This window comes from Lacinutrix neustonica (assembly GCF_026625145.1).
GTDB classification, from domain to species: Bacteria; Bacteroidota; Bacteroidia; order Flavobacteriales; family Flavobacteriaceae; genus Lacinutrix; species Lacinutrix neustonica.
The window spans coordinates 3,556,530-3,574,582 of the sequence record NZ_CP113088.1; the positions used below are offsets into that span (position 1 = coordinate 3,556,530).

An 18,053-nucleotide genomic window follows, 5' to 3' on the forward strand; every position below is an offset into this window, starting at 1 on the left:
ATTGAGAGTTTTACAATTAATAGATTCATTACATCCCGGAGGCGCAGAACGCGTGGCAGTGAACATTGCAAATGCTTTGGCCACAAAGATTAATGCTTCTTATTTATGTGCGACTCGAGAGGAAGGATTGTTGAAGGCAAGTATAAGTGAAGCCGTAGGGTATCTCTTTTTAAACAAAACAAAAACGCTAGATTTTAAAGCCATTAGAAAACTTAATGATTTTATAAATCATAATAACATAGACATTATTCATGCACATTCTACCTCTTTTTTTCTAGCGGTATTACTTAAATTAGCTAATAAACGTCTTAAGATAGTATGGCATGACCATTATGGAGATAGTGAGTTTTTAGAAAAACGACCGTTTAAAATATTAAAAACCTGTTCTGCGTATTTTTCTCAAATTTTTAGTGTGAATAGGGCTTTGGCATCTTGGGCAAAAGAACATTTAAAGTGTAAAGAAGTCATGTATGTGCAAAATTTCGCGATCCAAGAGACTAGTAAAGCGATTACAAAATTAAAGGGAACTCCCGGGAAACAAATCATTCATCTCGCAAACCTAAGAGCACAAAAAGATCACATGACCTTATTAGAGGCTTTTAAAACCGTTCATACACAATATCCCAACTGGTCGTTACATTGCGTAGGGAAAGATTTTGGAGACGCCTATGCTTCTGCGATTCATCATAAAATAAAAGATTTAGCATTAGAGAATCACGTGTTTGTTTATGGTAGCTTACCGAGATATTTCTCAGGTTTTAAATCAAGGCACTATTGGCGTTTTGCCTTCAAAATCAGAAGGGCTACCCATCGCTTTATTAGAATATGGGTTAGCAGGTATGCCTGTAGTGGCAAGCGATGTTGGCGATTGCAAACAGGTTATTGAAAATGCGGGTTTAGGACAATTAATTCCTGCCGGAGACTCCTCTGCCTTAAGCCAGGCAATAATCAATTATATTTGCGATTTAGAATCAGCAAAAATAAGAGGACTACAATTAAAAGCACATGTTACGACGCGTTTTTCAGAACAAGTGGTGTCCAAAATAATTATAGATCAGTATCAGAAAATAAAATAAATGACAAGAACAGAGTACATCAATAAACAAATAAAACAATTGTTCAAACCATTATATGTTAGGTTGGCATTGCTGTTTATGATAATCTCTTATTTCTATAATTTACCAGTTATAAAATACAGTGTGCAGGGTGATAATGAATTGAGATTGTATGATGTTGCGGGTTTTGTTGTGCTTTATATTTTGTATAATAACTGGACGCTTATTTCTTTTTATATTCGTTCAAAAACCTACCTAAAACACATGCATACCTTTATTCTATGGTGTGCTTTTACTTTAATTTTCACGCTGTTGTTCAGCCTGTTTAAAGGCAGACCATTATGGTTTATTAAATCTGTTTTGTATTATTATCATATGGTGGTTTTCTTTTATACTGGTGTTTTAATTGCCATGTATTTAAGAGACCAATCAAAATATAAAGGGGTGGCCTCCATGGTTTTAATCTTGGCCATATTAGAAGCTGTTGTCGTATTCTTACAACATTACGGCTTTATACCATTTTTGTGGAATGCAGTCTATAAAGAGGCGTATGGCGGGTTTTTATCTCGGTACGCTGGGGCCTAACAAAATTGTTTTAGGCATGACCATGTTTATCTCCTTAGTTTACGCCATTGCTTTATTTATGCAAAAACAACTCAAAGTAAACAGGATACTCATCATAACTTGTATGGCAACCAGTTTAGCTGTTATTGGTATTTCACGGATCTAGAACCACTTATCTCGGCATTAATAATATTTACCTGTTATATTTTTATCATGAGAACCCGTAAATTCTTGGCGCTGTCTGTAGTCTTGTCATTAGTGGTAATTATAGCATTTTTTTTGAATTTAGAACTTATAGAAACCATTACGACAACCATAGAAAACCGCGTGCTTAATAAAGTTTCCAGTCCGAAGCCTTTAATCCTGGTAATGTTGATGTGGGACAGTTATATGAGGATTTGGGTGCAGGCAGAGACAGAATAGTCATTTTGTACTTAAAATATATTGCTGAAAATCCGTATGTCATACCAATAGGAATTGGGGTCAATAATAGATTATTAATTGGGGCTTCTGCTCATAATATTTACCTTAGTTTAATTAATGAAGTTGGACTTGTTGGGTTGTTTATTTATATAAAATGGCTCACGTCTTTTTTATATGTTAAATTTGGAAAAGCTACCGGACTTAAAAATGTTTTAAGCGGCTTAGTCTTTGCCATGATTGTGACTTTGTATTTTGGCGAACATTTATACCTTTATAGGTCTGTATTTACTATTTTAGGGTATTTTATACTCGTAACCGTATTATTAATTGCGCCTCGATATTATTTTAATCATGCAAAACCGAAATAACATAGCCGTGGTCATTCCTTATTATAATGCATCAAAACATATTGTTGCTGTATTAAATAAGCTACCCGATTTGGTGACAAAAGTCTATATTATAGATGACTGTAGTACTCAGCTTTTTCCTGAGCTCGCACTACAAGCTTTTAAAAATGTAGAATATATAAAGAGTGACCTCAATTTGGGTGTAGGTGGTGCTACAAAATTAGGATTTAAAAAAGCGATTACCGAGGGCATGACTATTGTTGTAAAAGTAGATGCCGATGATCAAATGGATACCTCTTATATTAAAGATTTGGTAACGCCTTTAATCGAAAATAAAGCAGGTTACGCCAAAGGCAATCGATTTAGAGATTTTAAAGCCTTAAGACAAATGCCTTTTGTTAGGAAAATGGGCAATTTAGGCTTGTCTTTTTTAACGAAAGCGGCCACGGGTTATTGGAATAATTTCGATCCCACCAATGGTTTTTTTGCGATTAAAGTAGACCTCTTAAAACAGCTTGATTTTAAGTCCATATCTAATCGTTATTATTTTGAAACCTCGTTAATCGCCCAATTGTACTTTCAAGACGCCATTATTAAAGATGTGTCGATGCCGGCTATTTATGGAGATGAAACGTCTAGTATGACCGTGTGGAAAATGCCATTTATTTTCTTACCTAAATTGATAAACACCTTTATTAAGCGCATTGTTAAATCTTATTTTCTTTACGATTTTAATATATCGTCTATTTATATATTAATAGGAACCCCTTTGTTTACTTTCGGAGTATTCTATGGGGTGTATAACTGGTGGTATTATTCCAGTCAATCCATTTTTGCGCCAACAGGAACCATCATGTTGGTGACTTTAACCATTATTATTGGTTTTCAATTGCTATTACAAGCCGTGCATTACGACATTACCAAAGCTCCTAAAGCAAATTAAATGCTAAAAACGGAAACCGAGACAACTCATTGTAGTTTGTGCAATAAATATAACAATCGCACTTGGGTTCTTTTTGGGGAATCTAAATACGAATTATAGTAGTTTGTCTTCTGATATTCAAAATATTATACCGATCGCTCAGAAATTTGACAATCCTGAGTTATTTAAAAATGACCTTTATCTCAATACTATAGATAATGTTAGGTATTACACGCCTTTCTATGTACAGTCGTTGCGTTTGCTTTCGAAATTTACGAATCAGGAGTATGTACAAGCGGTCAATGTCATGAATCTTGTCTGTCATTTTTTCTTTGGCGTTTTCTCGGTTTTTTCTTATCTATAAACTGGTCCCTAATTTCCGGATTGCCTTGCTCATGTCACTCTTGGTAAGAGGGGTCGTCCGGCTGCCAGGTTTAGAGATATGGGGCATTGCAGAGCTTTGGGCCATGATGCCCGTAACCTTGTATCTTACTTTTTTGCCTATTCCCTTTTTAATTTTAAAACCCTCATTTCGCAGACTTATTTTATCTGCTTTTTTAATAGGTTTAGTCTTTAATTTTCATCCCATAACTGGATTAGGCGGGATACTACTATATCTGTCGTTTATTATTTTATACGTAATTCTTTATAAGCAAAAAAAGGAAATAACCCTTAAAAATAGTATGGGTGTTCTACTGGCGTTGTTGTTGGGCATGCTGCCTTTTATTATAACATACTTTAGTAAAACCTCGAGCAGTATAACGTATGACATAAGTGCTTTTACACAAGCGTTTAATACAAGAATACCACAGTATTTTTCTGAGCCCATGACTTTTTTAAAACAATGGTTGCATTTTAAAACCTTATTATATGTCGTTCCAATTATCCTTTATTATGGTGTTTCCCGAAGGGATGAAGCTGCTCATAAACGTGCGAAAATTATAATTTTACTCACCTTAATTTTAATACTGTTACCCGCTATTAGTGTTTACATCGAACGCTTTATTAATAGTAGTCTAAAGTTAAATTTACGTCTGTCTTTTCAATTGATTAGAGCTCAAAAAATGGCTATTGTACCGTCCTTTTTTGCTATGGCCTATTTGCTTGAATACGTCAATGAGAGGCTAAAAAGCAAATGGGTTTTACCAGTACTGGTTTCTGTTCAGGTCTCTATATTGGTGATTAGTAAACAGCCTGTTTTTAATTCTATCCCTTATATTGGTGACGATATTACCAGGTTTGTGCTTCCTAATAATTTAAGTTTTGGAAGTCTTAATTACCCTAAAAAATTAGACGTCGATTATATGGCAGATTATATTGCAGTAAATACACCACAAAACGCACTCATCTATGGCAGTCATCACTACAGAGGCGCTTCAAAACGATCCGTGATATTAGATTCAAAAGGAGCCTCGATGCTTATTGAAGGGAATCCACTACAATTTATTGAAGCCGAGCTCATCAGAAAAAATTAGCCAATGCGAAAACAATACCCGATAAAATTCATGTTCTTAAAGCTTTAGGGGTCAATTATGTGGTAACCAGACATGTTGGTTATGCTTCACAATTAACACCAGTACATACCGAAGGCAGTTTGTCACTTTATAAATTGTAAATACACGAAATGAAAAATCTGCTGTATATAGGGAATATGCTTTCGCAAACAGGGAAAACGGTAACTACTATTGAAACCCTTAGCGTGGCATTATTAGCCGAAGGATTTCAGGTAACATCGGTGTCTAGGCAATCGAATAAAGTATTACGTTTATTAGAAATGCTATTTGCTATTTTGAAAGCCACAGGAAAAACAGATTATGTTTTAATAGATACCTATAGCACCCAAAATTTTTACTATGCCTATCTATGTAGTCAATTATGTCGTTTTCTGAATTTGAAATACATTCCCATACTGCATGGTGGGAATCTGCCAAATCGCTTAAAAAACAATCCGAAATTAAGCACAGCCATTTTTAAAAATGCACATATTAACATAGCGCCTTCTAACTATACAAAATCTCATTTTGAAGCCTTCGGATTCCATAATATTAAAATCATACCCAATGCGATCACAATAGATACTTATGCCTTTGAGGAGCGCCAATTCGAAAAGGTCAAGTTGCTTTGGGTTCGTTCGTTTTCCAAAATATACCACCCCCAATTGGCTGTAGACGTGCTTTACGGTTTAAGGAAAAAGGGTGTAAATGCCACGCTTTGTATGGTTGGTCCTGACAATGATGGAAGCTTAGAAAAAACAAAACACTATGCCTTCAGCTTAGGAGTAGATGTTACATTCACTGGGAAGTTATCTAAAATAGAATGGATAACCTTAGCTAAAAACTACACTTATTTTATTAATACAACCAATTTTGATAATATGCCTGTTAGCGTTATTGAAGCCATGGCTTTAGGATTACCCGTAATTTCTACTCAGGTTGGCGGGTTACCTTATTTAATTGATGATCGTAAAACTGGAATTTTAGTGGAACCAAATAATGCGACGGCCTTTATAGAGGCCATAATGGAACTTAAAAATAATCCTAAGGAAACCAACAAATTAGTTATAAATGCAAAACGTGAGGTGCAACGTTTTGATTGGAATTCTGTTAAGACCTTGTGGATTAGTGTCTTAAAATAATATCTTGCAAAACCTAGATTAGTTGCTATCTTTACGGTATGAGTAACAAACTAACAAAGCATGTCTAACTCAAAAATTCATTTTGAAATTTCAGAACGAAAAGTTCTTTTACGGCTTTTCGATTTGTTGTTTATTGGCTTGGCGCTCTATGGTTTAAGTCATATCTCAGGCTTTGATTATTTTAGAATTGATGAACAAAATTGGAGATGGTTCGTGGTTTTAGTCATTTATATTATGGTTTTTGGAACCATTTTTGAATTGTATGATTTACAAAAATCAAGTAAGTTAGAAACCGTTACAGGGACTATTATTCTTACGGTATCTGTGACGGTTTTGGTTTATCTATTAACACCCTATTATACACCTTCTTTACCTGAAAATCGTATCCAAATTCTCTATTTTTATTTAGCAATATTGGTGGGTTTATTGGTATGGCGTATAACCTATATTAATGTGATAGCCTCCCCAAGGTTTTACAAAAGGGTGTTATTAATTGGAGAAACCTCAAATATTGAGACTATAATCGCCTCCTTAAAACTGGCAGACCCTAATTATCAAATCATTGGTTTTATTAATTGTGAAGATGAAAAAGAAGCCCCTGTAAATTTAAAATCCGTTAAAAAATTTGAACAAGACGACATATATCATGTGATTCAAACCGAGAGTATTAATGAAATTGTCGTTGCCCTATATAACTCTGATCCCATTACCTCTTCTGTTTATGTAAATTTAATTTCGTTATTAGAGCGTGGTGTTACTATTCGAGAGTATACACAAGTTTATGAAGAGATGGCTTATCGTGTTCCGGTGCAGTTTATTGGTAAAGATTTTTATAAATTCTTCCCTTTTAGTAAGCAAAATAAAAATAAGCTGTATTTAGCTTACAGAAGAATTTTTGATGTCATATTATCGCTTTTCGGTATACTGGTAGGGCTATTACTCTTACCATTCATTTTAATTGGTAATCTTTTAGGAAATAGAGGCGCCCTTTTATATACACAGCAAAGGGTTGGTAAAAACGGAAACACGTTCACCATCTATAAATATAGAAGCATGGTTACCAATGCCGAAGCGCATGGCGCTGTTTGGGCAGAAAAAAATGATAGTCGTGTTACTAAATTTGGACGCTTTTTAAGAGTCTCTAGACTCGATGAATTACCTCAGTTTATTAATATTCTTAAAGGAGAAATGAGTCTTATTGGGCCAAGACCAGAGCGGCCTGTATTTGTAAATGAGCTATCACAAATTATTCCTTTTTATCATACCAGGCATATTGTAAAACCGGGATTAACAGGTTGGGCCCAGGTAAAAGCGCGTTACGGTTCTAGTGTGGATGATAGCTTAGTGAAACTTCAATATGATTTATATTATATTAAACACCGCAGTTTTATATTGGACTTTAATATTATTATAAAAACCTTAAGCACGATTATTTTCTTTCGAGGCCAGTAATTTAGTCTCCGGTCTTTAGTTTTAAGTCTTTTGTGTGACAGCGTTACGGTATGTATAGTATCTTTTTAAGCGCTGTATACCTTTTTATCAAACCGCAGGAGATATAAGTATCTAAAGAATAACGCAATCAAGAAAGGAATCAAGGCAAAAGAAAAGCCTTGTACACCAACAATCCAGTGTAGCGTCATTAAAACCAACAAGATTATTAATAATTTTATAAATCCAATGTACCACCGTTTTGGCACTGTTTTAGTCGCTTGATAAATGATAATTAGATTTAAAGGAAAGGCCCAAAGTACATTATAATTATTGGCGGTAGCCGTGTGATCTGTAGCAAACCAAAGTAAAAATAGTAAAGTTCCTATGCTTCCTGTAATGGTATAAATAGCTACATCCAACCATTTTGTACGGGTATCTTTTTTATAATCGTTATAGGTTATCCAAAGGATCAATAATCCTATGACAGTGAAGGCAAATAATGGGCTTAAGAAAAAGCTGTTTTTTGTCGTCTCCGGTCTCGCCTCATAAATGGTATGAGTGTTCTTAACTAAAGGTTTTCCGAATCTGTAAAGCTTGCTTCTTCAAAAAACTGAAAGATGTATTCGGTAAAAACATGTAGTTTCTTGGTTCTGCTTTTTGATCTATAACAGAGCCTAAGGCCACATTAATACCAAAATGCCCCCAGGAGTTCCAATGAATATTAGTGTTAATAAGCTGTCTAAAACTTTCGGCTTTATAAGTTTTAGGTGTTTTGTAATTTATATTAGAATGTAAAACGGCTTCAGTAACATCGCGCATTTTTGTAGCACAATTATCGTAGAAAAAATCATAAGCGTAAATTTTATTTTCGGGCTTAGCATTATTAATGAGAAAGCTAAATAAGGCCCGTTTTTGGTCTTTTGTTAAGTTTAAAACTTGCTCTTTAATACTTCTATTTTGCCAAATATACAGGTCAACAAAGCGTTTATACGTATTGCTACCTAAATAATAATCTAATTTACCTTTCGCGAAATTTAAATAAAAATTAGGGGCGTTAAAGTCAAACATACCATAATTGTAAACGATGTCTATAGTGCCGGTACGTACTCTAAAAGCACTATGACCAAAGGAATCATTTAATAATTTCCCAGGTCCCATGGTAAGCACACTTATCTCAGCATCCTCAGATAAATTTGGGTTCGGGCAGATACAGAAAGTAACATTAAGAAAGAGAACAGGAATAAATAAAACTTCATAAGTTAAAAAAGAGTTTATCTGAATGCGCTAAAATCAAGTTTTACCGAAAACACATTGGAATACAAAGCGATGCTCTGGTCTCCAATATCTGTAAAGGCATAGTCTATTTGAATGCCATTGTATTTAAAACCAACACCAAAACTAGGCTGAAAGCTCAAACGTTCTGAATTATCAATTTGTAGTTCATTTTGAAAATTCCCTACCCCAGTTCTAAGAAATATCATATCTATATAGGCAAATTCAAAGCCTAAAGCGGGATTGATACTTGCAGAAGCGGTTGATATTAAATCGTTATTTTGTTCAAAACGGACGTTTAAATCTAATTCAGCACGTAGCGCATAATCATAATGAAAAGTGTAACTTTTAGAAAGACCTAATTGTAGTTTAGGAATCGTAATTTCGGATGATTCTCGTAATTCTTGATTTTGCCCTTCTATAGCATTTTGAATTCGGCAAAAGCGGTTTTGTCATAACTCCAGGAATTAAAAGTCGTGGTAATGTCGCGAGCCATCAAACCAAACTTCCAGTTATTCTTTGTTTCAAATTGTATCGCAGCATCTAAACCAAACCCCCAAGAATTAGCAAAATCACCAATAATACGTCGAATAACTTTGGCATTTACCCCATAATTTAAACCTTGTAGCGGTAGCTTTCGGCATAAGAAAAGGTTAAACCATAATCTGCTGTCGAAAATAATCGAATACGATCGTAATTCACATTCCCCTGGTCGTCAATGAGCTCGGTGGTGTCTAAAATATCATCAACTGCAAAACGTATTAAGGACAAGCCAATAGCGCTTCTGTCGTCTAGAGGCATGGCGTAGGCTGCATAATCGTAATTCGCAATATTAGCAAAATAACTGGAGTGCATTAAGGCGAGTTGTTTGTCTTCTACATGTACTAGTCCTGCAGGGTTCCAATACCCAGCGTTAACATCATTCGAGCTAGCGCTTACGGCATTACTCATCCCCAACGCGGCAGCATCAACACCTATATTCATAAATTCATTAGAATATTTCGTTTGTGCGGCAAGCGTGAGTGACACAGCGGTGAAAGCTAGTGTAAAAAGTAGTCTCAAAGGCAATTTTTTTACAAAGATGATATAATTTTTCTATATATTAAACTGCAATTGAAATACAATATTGTTTAATATTAGGATTAGACGAAAATACTTTGTTATTTTTACAAAAAAAACTTAGGCATGCAAATAAAAAAATACATTCCAAATGGGATTACCCTACTTAACTTGTTGTGTGGGAGTATCGCCGTTATTTTTGCAGTAAACAATCATTTCGTGACCGCTGCGTTATTTGTTTTTTTTGGAATTTTCTTTGATTTTTTTGATGGGCTTTTAGCACGTAAATTGGATGTGCAAAGTGATCTAGGTTTGCAATTAGACTCTTTGGCAGATATGGTTACTAGTGGCCTGGTTCCTGGAATAATCCTGTACAAACTATTGGCCTTATCTAGTGATTCTCCTGCCATTGGCAGTACTACAGAATGGAGTGAAACCATGGAGTGGTCTCGGATTTGAAATCTCATGGCTACCTATTATCGGGTTGTTTGTCACTTTAGCCTCTGCTTATCGATTAGCTAAGTTTAATCTGGATGAAGAGCAGCAAACCTATTTTAAAGGTTTACCAACACCAGCAAACACCTTACTTATTATGTCATTGCCCTTGATATTGGAGTTTCAGAACAATGATATCATTAATCAGATTATTTTAAACCAATGGTTTTTAATTGCCTTAACTATTTTAAGTTGTTATTTACTAAATGCCAATATCAAATTATTTGCACTCAAGTTTAAAGACTATAGTTTTAAAAATAATGCGATGCGATATGTCTTTATTATGCTAAGTGTCGTGCTTTTAATTGTCCTTCAATTTGCGGCAATTCCTGTTATTATTTTAGTTTATATTTTACTCTCACTACTTTCAAAATAATTCATAATTTCAAATAATTTATACCCATGGCTGAAATCATTTTCACTCTTTTAATGCTCGTGATGTTACAAGCAGTTTTAGGATTTGATAACCTGTTATACATTTCCTTAGAATCTAAAAAAGCACCACAATCTGAACAAAAAAGGGTAAGGAAAGTAGGCATACTCATTGCTATTGTTTTAAGAATTATACTTTTATTCGTTTTAGTTTCTGTCATTGATTTTTTTCAAGAACCTTTCTCCTGGTTAACGGGTAAAATAGAGGATGTCTTTGAATTTGCATTTAACGGGCACAGCTTAATTGTTTTAGCTGGTGGCGCTTTTATTATTTATACTGCAATTAAAGAGATATGGCATATGATTGCTGTTCCAAATTTAGATCATAATGTAGCAGGAGATGCAAAAAGAACCAAATCTGCGAATGCGGTAATTACAAGTATTGTAGTCATGAATTTAGTGTTTTCTTTCGATTCTATCTTGGCAGCAATAGGCTTAACCAGTGAAATTGAAAATGAGACAACAGCCTTTATTGTTATGGCTATTGCTATTGTTCTTAGCGGATTATTCATGTTGTTAATGGCAGATAAAATTTCGGTATTCTTAGCTAAAAATAGAATGTATGAAGTGTTAGGGCTGTTTATTCTATTTATTGTAGGCATTATGTTAATCACCGAAGGTGGGCATTTAGCACATTTAAGAATTTTCGGTAACGAAATTGTACCCATGAGCAAAACAACATTTTATTTCGTTATTGTAATATTAGTTATTACAGACATTGTTCAAGGCCGTTATCAAAGGAAATTGATAGCCGAAAGTAAAGAGGCGCTAGACAATACAAAAAAGAGCGATGTCATATAAAAGCAGGTAAAAAATATTAGATGAAAGACCTCAAATTTCCCATCCACTTTAGTTTTAAAATTAACACTTTAGCGAACGATTTTACAGCTAAGGACGCTAATGGAAGGACCGTAGCCTACGTCAAACAAAAACTATTTAAACTCAAGGAAGCGATCACAATTTATTCTGATGAAAATAAAACACGTGTAGATTATACGATTGCAGCAAATCAATGGCTGGATTTTTCTGCAGCCTATGCGTTTAAAGATGCCGGAGGGACGAATATTGGTAAAGTAGCCGGAAAAGGTTGGTCTTCTATTTGGAAAGCGAATTACGAAATTATAGATCAAAACGATAAATTACAATATCGAGTTAGTGAAAATAATCCTTGGGTTAAAGTACTAGATTCTGTAGTGGGCGAAATACCTATTTTAGGTTTTTTTACAGGCTATATGTTTCATCCCACGTATAATGTCACGAATCTAAGAGGCGAAGCGATTGTAAAACTCAAAAAGCAACCTTCTTTTTTTGGTAAAGAGTTCAAACTCGAATTAGTAAAACCCATCGATAATAATGATGATGAACGCATTATATTAGGTTTAATGATGTTGATTTTATTAGAGAGACGAAGAGGTTAATTAAGCAAACAAAAAGGCGGTGTTTTTCTTATCGTACAGAAATTCAAACAGCTAAAATAGTAAAAGTTTCCGTCAATCGATATCTATAGGTGTCAGGAATAAAAAGAGATGACTACGTTACTTACAGGCTATTAGAAATCTATTTTTTTCTTCCTAAGCTCAAAGTTCTGCCCTAAATAAACCTTACGTACCATTTCATCTTCAGCCAATTCTTCAGGAACACCCGCTTTTAAAATACCACCTTCAAACATTAAGTACGTGCGGTCTGTAATGGCTAAAGTCTCCTGTACATTATGATCTGTAATTAAAATACCAATGTTCTTTTTTGCTAAACGGGCAATAATGCGCTGGATATCTTCTACTGCCACAGGATCTACTCCTGCAAAGGGTTCGTCTAATAAAATAAAGTTTGGATCTGTTGCCAGGGCACGTGCTATTTCAGTACGCCGGCGCTCTCCACCGGAAAGTAAATCTCCACGGTTTTTTCGTATGTGCCCTAAACTGAATTCTTCAATAAGCGTTTCCATTTTATGCAATTGCTCTTTTTTACTCAGTTTTGTTAATTGGAGGACACTCAAAATATTATCTTCAATACTCAGTTTTCTAAACACTGAAGCTTCTTGTGCCAAATAGCCAATACCGTTTTGAGCACGCTTGTACATGGGATATTTCGTAATATTAGTCCCCTCTAAATGAATCGTACCTCCATTAGGTTTTATTAAGCCTACAATCATGTAAAACGACGTGGTTTTACCTGCACCATTTGGTCCCAGTAAACCAACAATTTCTCCAGTGTTAACTTCTAGAGACACGTCTTTTACAACTTTTCGTCCGTTATAGGACTTCATTAAATGTTCGGCTTTGAGTTTCATTGGTATATTATGATGAGGCTTAAAAATAGTAAAATTGCCAGTACTTCTAGAATTAAGCCATTAATTTATAGAAAGTTTAACTTTGAGTTTCTAATGCGTCCCAATATTCATAAGCACGACGTAAATGAGGAATCACAATGGTACCACCAATTAAAGTAGCAATACCAAGGGTTTCAACAACCTGTTCCTTAGGTACTCCCGCCTTATAAGACGCTTCTAAGTGGTATTTTATACAATCATCACACCTCAGTACGGTAGAGGCTACCAAACCAAGTAACTCCTTAGTTTTTACATCCAAAGCACCTGCAGCAAAGGCGTTCGTATCCAAATTAAAAATTCGTTTAATGATTTTGTTATTATCTGCTAATATTTTATCGTTCATTTTTGAACGGTAGTCATTAAATTCTTTAACGAGTTCTGACATCTTTTTTTAGTTTGCGTTCTTGATTTTTAATTACAATTTTTGAAATATGAATACTAATTTCATATAGTAGAAGCACTGGAATAGCGACTATAATCTGACTGGCAACATCCGGAGGTGTAATAATGGCTGAAAGAATAAGTACAATTACCAAAGCAAATTTTCTGTATTTTCTTAGAGTGTGTGGTGTTACCAACCCTATCTTAGTTAAAAAGTAGATGACTATAGGGAGCTCAAAAATAAAACCGAGACGCTAAGGCTGTGGAACGCACTAAGCCAATGTATGAACTAATATCAATTTGATTGTCTACCACTTCGGAGATGTTATAGTTCGCTAAAAAGTTTATGGACAAGGGACAGATAACATAATAACCAAAAAGAACACCAATAAAGAATAAGAGGGATGAAGCGATAATAAATCCGCGAGAATGTTTACGTTCATCGTCGTGTAATCCAGGACTAATAAATTTCCGAATTGATAAATAACGTATGGAAAGGCAATAACAAACCCTGCAGTTATCGAAGTCCAAATATCTGCCGAGAATTGTCCCGCCATTGTTCTACTTTGAATAATCATAGGCAATTCTTCTCCACAAAACGTACTATCAATATCAAAAAACTGAGCCGTTTTGCATAAGAACCGATACGTGGGAAAACTCATGTCTAGAGGCGCAAAAATAATGAGTCTAAAAAGTGTTCTACTAAATATAAAAGCGATAGTCCCCACAATAACAATGGCGAGTGTCGAACGTATTAAATGCCACCTTAAATCTTCTAGATGATCTAAAAAAGACATCTCATTTAAATTCTTTTTTGCCATTAAATAATGCCTTCTTTAATTAAATCGTGTAAGTGAACAACGCCTGCGTAGTCCCCGTCTTTTTCAACCAATAGTTGAGATATGCCAAATTTCTCCATAACTTCCATAGCATCAACAGCCATGGCATCTTCAGCAATACTTTTAGGGTTACTACTCATAATATCTTTGGCTTTTAAGCCCGAAAAACTATCTGCTTTAGATAGCATACGCCTTAAGTCACCATCTGTGATGATACCTACAATTTTATTGTTTTCTACAACAGCTGTTACGCCTAACATGCTTTCAGTAATCTCCATGATGACCTGCTTTACATCTGTTTCTAAGTGTACTTTCGGTTTTTTATTTACCGAAGACATGTCTTGTACTCGTAAATATAATTTTTTGCCTAAAGCGCCTCCAGGATGGTACTTAGCAAAATCTTTACTTGAAAAACCACGTAAATCTAAAAGGCAAACGGCTAATGCATCACCAATGACTAATTGAGCGGTCGTGCTCGTAGTAGGCGCTAAATTATTTGGGCAGGCTTCTTTAGCAACATAGGTATTTAACACATAATCTGCTTGTGTCCCTAAAAAAGAATCCTTGCTACCCGTAATGGCAATCATTTTGTTTTTTGCACTTTTAATTAGCGGAACAAGTACTTTAATCTCAGGAGTATTTCCACTTTTAGAGATACAAATAACGACGTCATCTTCTAAAATCAAACCCAAATCACCGTGAATGGCATCTGCGGCGTGCATAAATACTGCTGGAGTTCCAGTGGAATTTAAAGTGGCGACAATTTTAGTGGCAATAATGGCACTTTTACCAATACCGGTAATGATGACCCTCCCTTTAGAATGGTAGATAAGTTCAACAGCGTCAGCAAAATCGGCATCAAGTAATGTGGCTAAGTTTCCAATAGAAACACTTTCTAGGGCTATGGTTTCTCTTGCAATATTTAAAATAGAATCTTTAGTATTCAAAATATATCATTTATTAATTAGGATGCATTTAAAAGAATTTGTTATCTTTAAATATTGCACAAAAATCCTTCTGTGTTATTGTTTTTGCATTACTGCAAATTTAACTAAAAAATAAAACGGAAATAAGGATTACGCCTTTAAATATTGTTGATGATTTTAAACGTGCATTTAAAAGAAGAAGTAAATAACTAATCTCCTTTATCATAAAGTGAAAAGTAATATAAGTGCTGCCCTAAAAAAATATTTTGGATTTAGCGAATTCAAAGGCCTACAAGAACCTGTCATAGAAAGTATTTTAGCGAAACAAAATACCTTTGTTATCATGCCTACTGGAGGCGGAAAATCCATGTGCTATCAATTGCCTGCTTTAATGCAGGAAGGTACGGCTATTGTGGTGTCTCCATTAATTGCATTAATGAAAAATCAGGTCGATGCTATTCGTGGTGTCTCTAATGAAAATGGTATTGCTCACGTGCTGAATTCTTCATTAAATAAAACAGAAATAAAACAAGTTAAAGAAGATATCACCAATGGTATTACCAAACTATTATATGTCGCTCCGTAATCATTAACTAAAGAAGAAAATGTTGAGTTTTTAAGAACCGTCACCATTTCTTTTATGGCTGTAGATGAGGCTCACTGTATTAGTGAATGGGGTCATGATTTTAGACCCGAGTATAGAAACTTAAGAACGATTATTAAACGTATTGGAGATGATATTCCCATTATTGGTTTAACAGCGACAGCGACTCCAAAAGTACAGGAGGATATTTTGAAGAATCTTGGGATCACTGATGCAACCACCTTTAAGGCTTCTTTTAATCGACCTAATTTATACTATGAAATTCGTTCGAAAACAAAAGATGTCGATTCTGATATTATTCGTTTTATCAAACAAAATGAGGGCAAAACAGGTATTGTATATTGTTTAAGCCGCAAACGTGTGGAAGAACTCTCTCAGGTGTTACAGGTCAATGGCATAAAAGCCTTACCCTATCATGCGGGTCTAGACTCAAAAACCGAGAGCAAAACATCAAGACATGTTTCTTATGGAAGATATTGATGTTGTAGTGGCAACTATTGCTTTTGGTATGGGAATAGATAAACCAGATGTTCGTTTTGTTATTCACCATGATATTCCAAAAAGTATAGAGAGTTATTATCAGGAAACCGGCCGTGCAGGAAGGGATGGCGGTGAAGGGCATTGTTTGGCTTACTACGCTTATAAAGATATAGAAAAATTAGAAAAATTTATGTCCGGAAAGCCTGTTGCAGAACAGGAAATAGGCCAAGCTTTATTGCAAGAAGTTGTTGCTTTTTGCGAAACATCCATGTCCCGACGTAAATTTATTTTACATTATTTTGGTGAAGCATTTGATAATGAAACGGGTGATGGTGGTGATATGGATGATAACATGCGTTACCCTAAAAAACAACATGAAGCTCAAGACGATGCATACCTTCTAATAGATATTGTTAATCTAACGAATGAGAAGTATAAGTCTAAAGATTTAGTAAGCGTAATAACTGGTAATGTAAACGCCATGATTAGCTCCCACAAAACAGACGAGCAGCCCTTTTTTGGAAAAGGGAAAGCTAAGGATAAGCGCTATTGGATGGCATTATTGCGCCAAGTATTAGTTGCGGGTTATTTAAAAAAAGACATTGAAACTTATGGTGTGGTTAAATTGACTGCTGCTGGAAAAGGCTATCTTAAAAAGCCAACATCATTTATGATGACCGAAGATCATGCCTTTGATGGCGTACAAGATGATAGCATTGTTTCAGCCTCTAAAGGCGGTGCTGTCGTTGATAAAACGTTAATGAAATTATTAAAAGATTTACGGAAGTCTAATGCAAAGAAATTAGGGATCCCACCATTTGTTATTTTTCAAGACCCTTCGCTAGAGGATATGGCCTTAAAATATCCAGTTTCTATTGAGGAACTCTATAATATTCATGGAGTTGGAGAAGGTAAAGCGAAAAAGTACGGAAAGGATTTTGCAGCTTTAATTGCTAAGTATGTAGAGGAAAACGAAATCATTAGACCAGATGATTATATTGTAAAATCTACAGGAACCAATTCGGTTTAAAATTATACATCATTCAGAATGTAGATAGAAAGTTACCCCTTTCTGATATTGCTGCGTCTAAAGGCATGGAAATGCCACAGCTCATTAAAGAAATGGAGGCGATTGTGTTTTACGGGACTAAACTGGATATCAACTATTCTGTTGATGAGCTTTTAGATGAAGACCAACAAGAAGAGCTTCATGATTATTTTATGGAAAGTGAAACCGATAAAATAGATGTTGCTATTGATGAGTTTGACGGGGATTATGATGACGAGGAATTGCGTTTATATCGTATAAAGTTCATTAGCGAAGTGGCCAATTAGCCTTCGCTATTATAAACTGAAAAAATAATTTTATGGTTCTTAACAGTTAACGTGAGTTGGTCGATGGTTGATTTCTTAATTTTTTCAACAGTCGCTTGGTCAATTTCAAAATCGATTTTTGTCACGAAGCCTTTAAAACTGGTAGCAGCCTCTGATTCAAACTCCGGCATATCCACATCTAAATCAAACGTGTAATCTTGACCTTCAATAAGTAATGAAGCACCCGCTTTAGTTTTAATTTTGAACGCGCCAACAATTAACGTTTGAAGAAAGTAGTAGCCGCCAAGCTCGTTATATCCAACATAAATGATGTTGCGTTCTGAAACCCCAAAAGGTTCATCGTCACTTTCATTAATAATGGTTTCAATATAATTAGCGTCAAGTGGTTCCTGCGCCTGATCTTTAGTGGTGCCAAAAAGGTTAGTAAATATGCCCATAGGTTTTTTAAAAGTTGCTCAAATCTATGAAAATAATATTGAATACAATTTAATATAAGCACCGTAAAAAACTTCTAGCATCAAACT

At 34.9% G+C, this 18,053-nt stretch carries 14 protein-coding genes and 5 pseudogenes; 11 read left to right on the plus strand and 8 right to left on the minus strand.

Going from position 1 to position 18,053, the window contains the following annotated elements:
- The first annotated feature begins 58 nt into the window (after positions 1-58).
- From N7U66_RS19300 to N7U66_RS19330, 7 genes and pseudogenes are all read left to right on the plus strand, one after another.
- Positions 59-1,076 (plus strand): annotated as a pseudogene (locus tag N7U66_RS19300) (glycosyltransferase family 4 protein).
- On the plus strand, positions 1,077-1,640 hold the full coding sequence (locus tag N7U66_RS19305) for a hypothetical protein (protein WP_267676558.1): 564 nt from the start codon (positions 1,077-1,079) through the stop codon (positions 1,638-1,640).
- A 356-nt stretch (positions 1,641-1,996) separates the two neighbouring features.
- A complete protein-coding gene (locus N7U66_RS19310; RefSeq protein WP_267676559.1) occupies positions 1,997-2,410 on the plus strand; it encodes a hypothetical protein in 414 nt (137 codons plus the stop codon).
- Positions 2,394-3,332, plus strand: a complete 939-nt coding sequence (locus tag N7U66_RS19315) for a glycosyltransferase family 2 protein (RefSeq protein ID WP_267676560.1) — start codon at positions 2,394-2,396, stop codon at positions 3,330-3,332. Before N7U66_RS19310 ends, N7U66_RS19315 begins: the two co-directional genes overlap by 17 nt.
- A gap of 293 nt (positions 3,333-3,625) precedes the next feature.
- Complete coding sequence (locus N7U66_RS19320) at positions 3,626-4,786, plus strand: hypothetical protein (protein WP_267676561.1); 1,161 nt, start codon at positions 3,626-3,628, stop codon at positions 4,784-4,786.
- A gap of 149 nt (positions 4,787-4,935) precedes the next feature.
- Positions 4,936-5,946, plus strand: a complete 1,011-nt coding sequence (locus tag N7U66_RS19325) for a glycosyltransferase family 4 protein (protein WP_267676562.1) — start codon at positions 4,936-4,938, stop codon at positions 5,944-5,946.
- 60 nt (positions 5,947-6,006) lie between these two features.
- Positions 6,007-7,398 (plus strand): sugar transferase, encoded by a 1,392-nt coding sequence (locus N7U66_RS19330; protein ID WP_267676563.1) that lies wholly within the window; start codon positions 6,007-6,009, stop codon positions 7,396-7,398.
- A gap of 65 nt (positions 7,399-7,463) precedes the next feature.
- Here N7U66_RS19330 and N7U66_RS19335 read toward each other — a convergent pair whose 3' ends face one another.
- The 3 genes and pseudogenes from N7U66_RS19335 to N7U66_RS19345 all read right to left on the minus strand — a co-directional run bounded on the left by N7U66_RS19335 (position 7,464) and on the right by N7U66_RS19345 (position 9,711).
- Positions 7,464-7,850: a hypothetical protein gene (locus N7U66_RS19335; protein WP_267676564.1), complete on the minus strand. Its 387-nt coding sequence runs from the start codon at positions 7,848-7,850 to the stop codon at positions 7,464-7,466.
- A gap of 91 nt (positions 7,851-7,941) precedes the next feature.
- Positions 7,942-8,535 carry a lipoprotein N-acyltransferase Lnb domain-containing protein gene (locus tag N7U66_RS19340; protein WP_267676565.1) on the minus strand — a complete coding sequence of 198 codons (594 nt, stop codon included), beginning with the start codon at positions 8,533-8,535 and terminating at the stop codon, positions 7,942-7,944.
- Positions 8,536-8,648: 113 nt separating this feature from the next.
- A pseudogene (locus tag N7U66_RS19345) lies at positions 8,649-9,711 on the minus strand (putative type IX sorting system protein PorV2).
- Between the two features lie 123 nt (positions 9,712-9,834).
- On the opposite strand from N7U66_RS19345, the pseudogene N7U66_RS19350 reads away from it, so the two are divergent.
- The 3 genes and pseudogenes from N7U66_RS19350 (at position 9,835) to N7U66_RS19360 (ending at position 12,053) form a co-directional block, all read left to right on the plus strand.
- Positions 9,835-10,579 (plus strand): annotated as a pseudogene (locus N7U66_RS19350) (CDP-alcohol phosphatidyltransferase family protein).
- 26 nt (positions 10,580-10,605) lie between these two features.
- Positions 10,606-11,436: a TerC family protein gene (locus tag N7U66_RS19355; protein ID WP_267676566.1), complete on the plus strand. Its 831-nt coding sequence runs from the start codon at positions 10,606-10,608 to the stop codon at positions 11,434-11,436.
- Between the two features lie 20 nt (positions 11,437-11,456).
- Complete coding sequence (locus N7U66_RS19360; RefSeq protein ID WP_267676567.1) at positions 11,457-12,053, plus strand: LURP-one-related/scramblase family protein; 597 nt, start codon at positions 11,457-11,459, stop codon at positions 12,051-12,053.
- A gap of 131 nt (positions 12,054-12,184) precedes the next feature.
- Here the strand turns inward: N7U66_RS19360 and lptB are convergent, their stop codons facing one another.
- The 4 genes and pseudogenes from lptB to N7U66_RS19380 form a co-directional block, all read right to left on the minus strand.
- Positions 12,185-12,925, minus strand: coding sequence for an LPS export ABC transporter ATP-binding protein (gene lptB / locus N7U66_RS19365; protein WP_267676568.1), 741 nt, complete (start codon positions 12,923-12,925; stop codon positions 12,185-12,187).
- Between the two features lie 76 nt (positions 12,926-13,001).
- Positions 13,002-13,349, minus strand: a complete 348-nt coding sequence (locus N7U66_RS19370) for a carboxymuconolactone decarboxylase family protein (protein WP_267676569.1) — start codon at positions 13,347-13,349, stop codon at positions 13,002-13,004.
- Positions 13,333-14,166 (minus strand): annotated as a pseudogene (gene tatC, locus N7U66_RS19375) (twin-arginine translocase subunit TatC). Before tatC ends, N7U66_RS19370 begins: the two are co-directional and overlap by 17 nt.
- Positions 14,166-15,131, minus strand: coding sequence for a KpsF/GutQ family sugar-phosphate isomerase (locus N7U66_RS19380; protein ID WP_267676570.1), 966 nt, complete (start codon positions 15,129-15,131; stop codon positions 14,166-14,168). The pseudogene tatC and the gene N7U66_RS19380 overlap by 1 nt, the downstream one beginning before the upstream one ends.
- Before the next feature lie 208 nt (positions 15,132-15,339).
- Between N7U66_RS19380 and N7U66_RS19385 the strand changes: the two are divergent.
- A pseudogene (locus tag N7U66_RS19385) lies at positions 15,340-17,529 on the plus strand (RecQ family ATP-dependent DNA helicase).
- Here the strand turns inward: N7U66_RS19385 and N7U66_RS19390 are convergent.
- Positions 17,526-17,966: a hypothetical protein gene (locus N7U66_RS19390; RefSeq protein ID WP_267676571.1), complete on the minus strand. Its 441-nt coding sequence runs from the start codon at positions 17,964-17,966 to the stop codon at positions 17,526-17,528. The pseudogene N7U66_RS19385 and the gene N7U66_RS19390 sit on opposite strands and share 4 nt — an antisense overlap.
- Positions 17,967-18,053 lie beyond the last annotated feature (87 nt).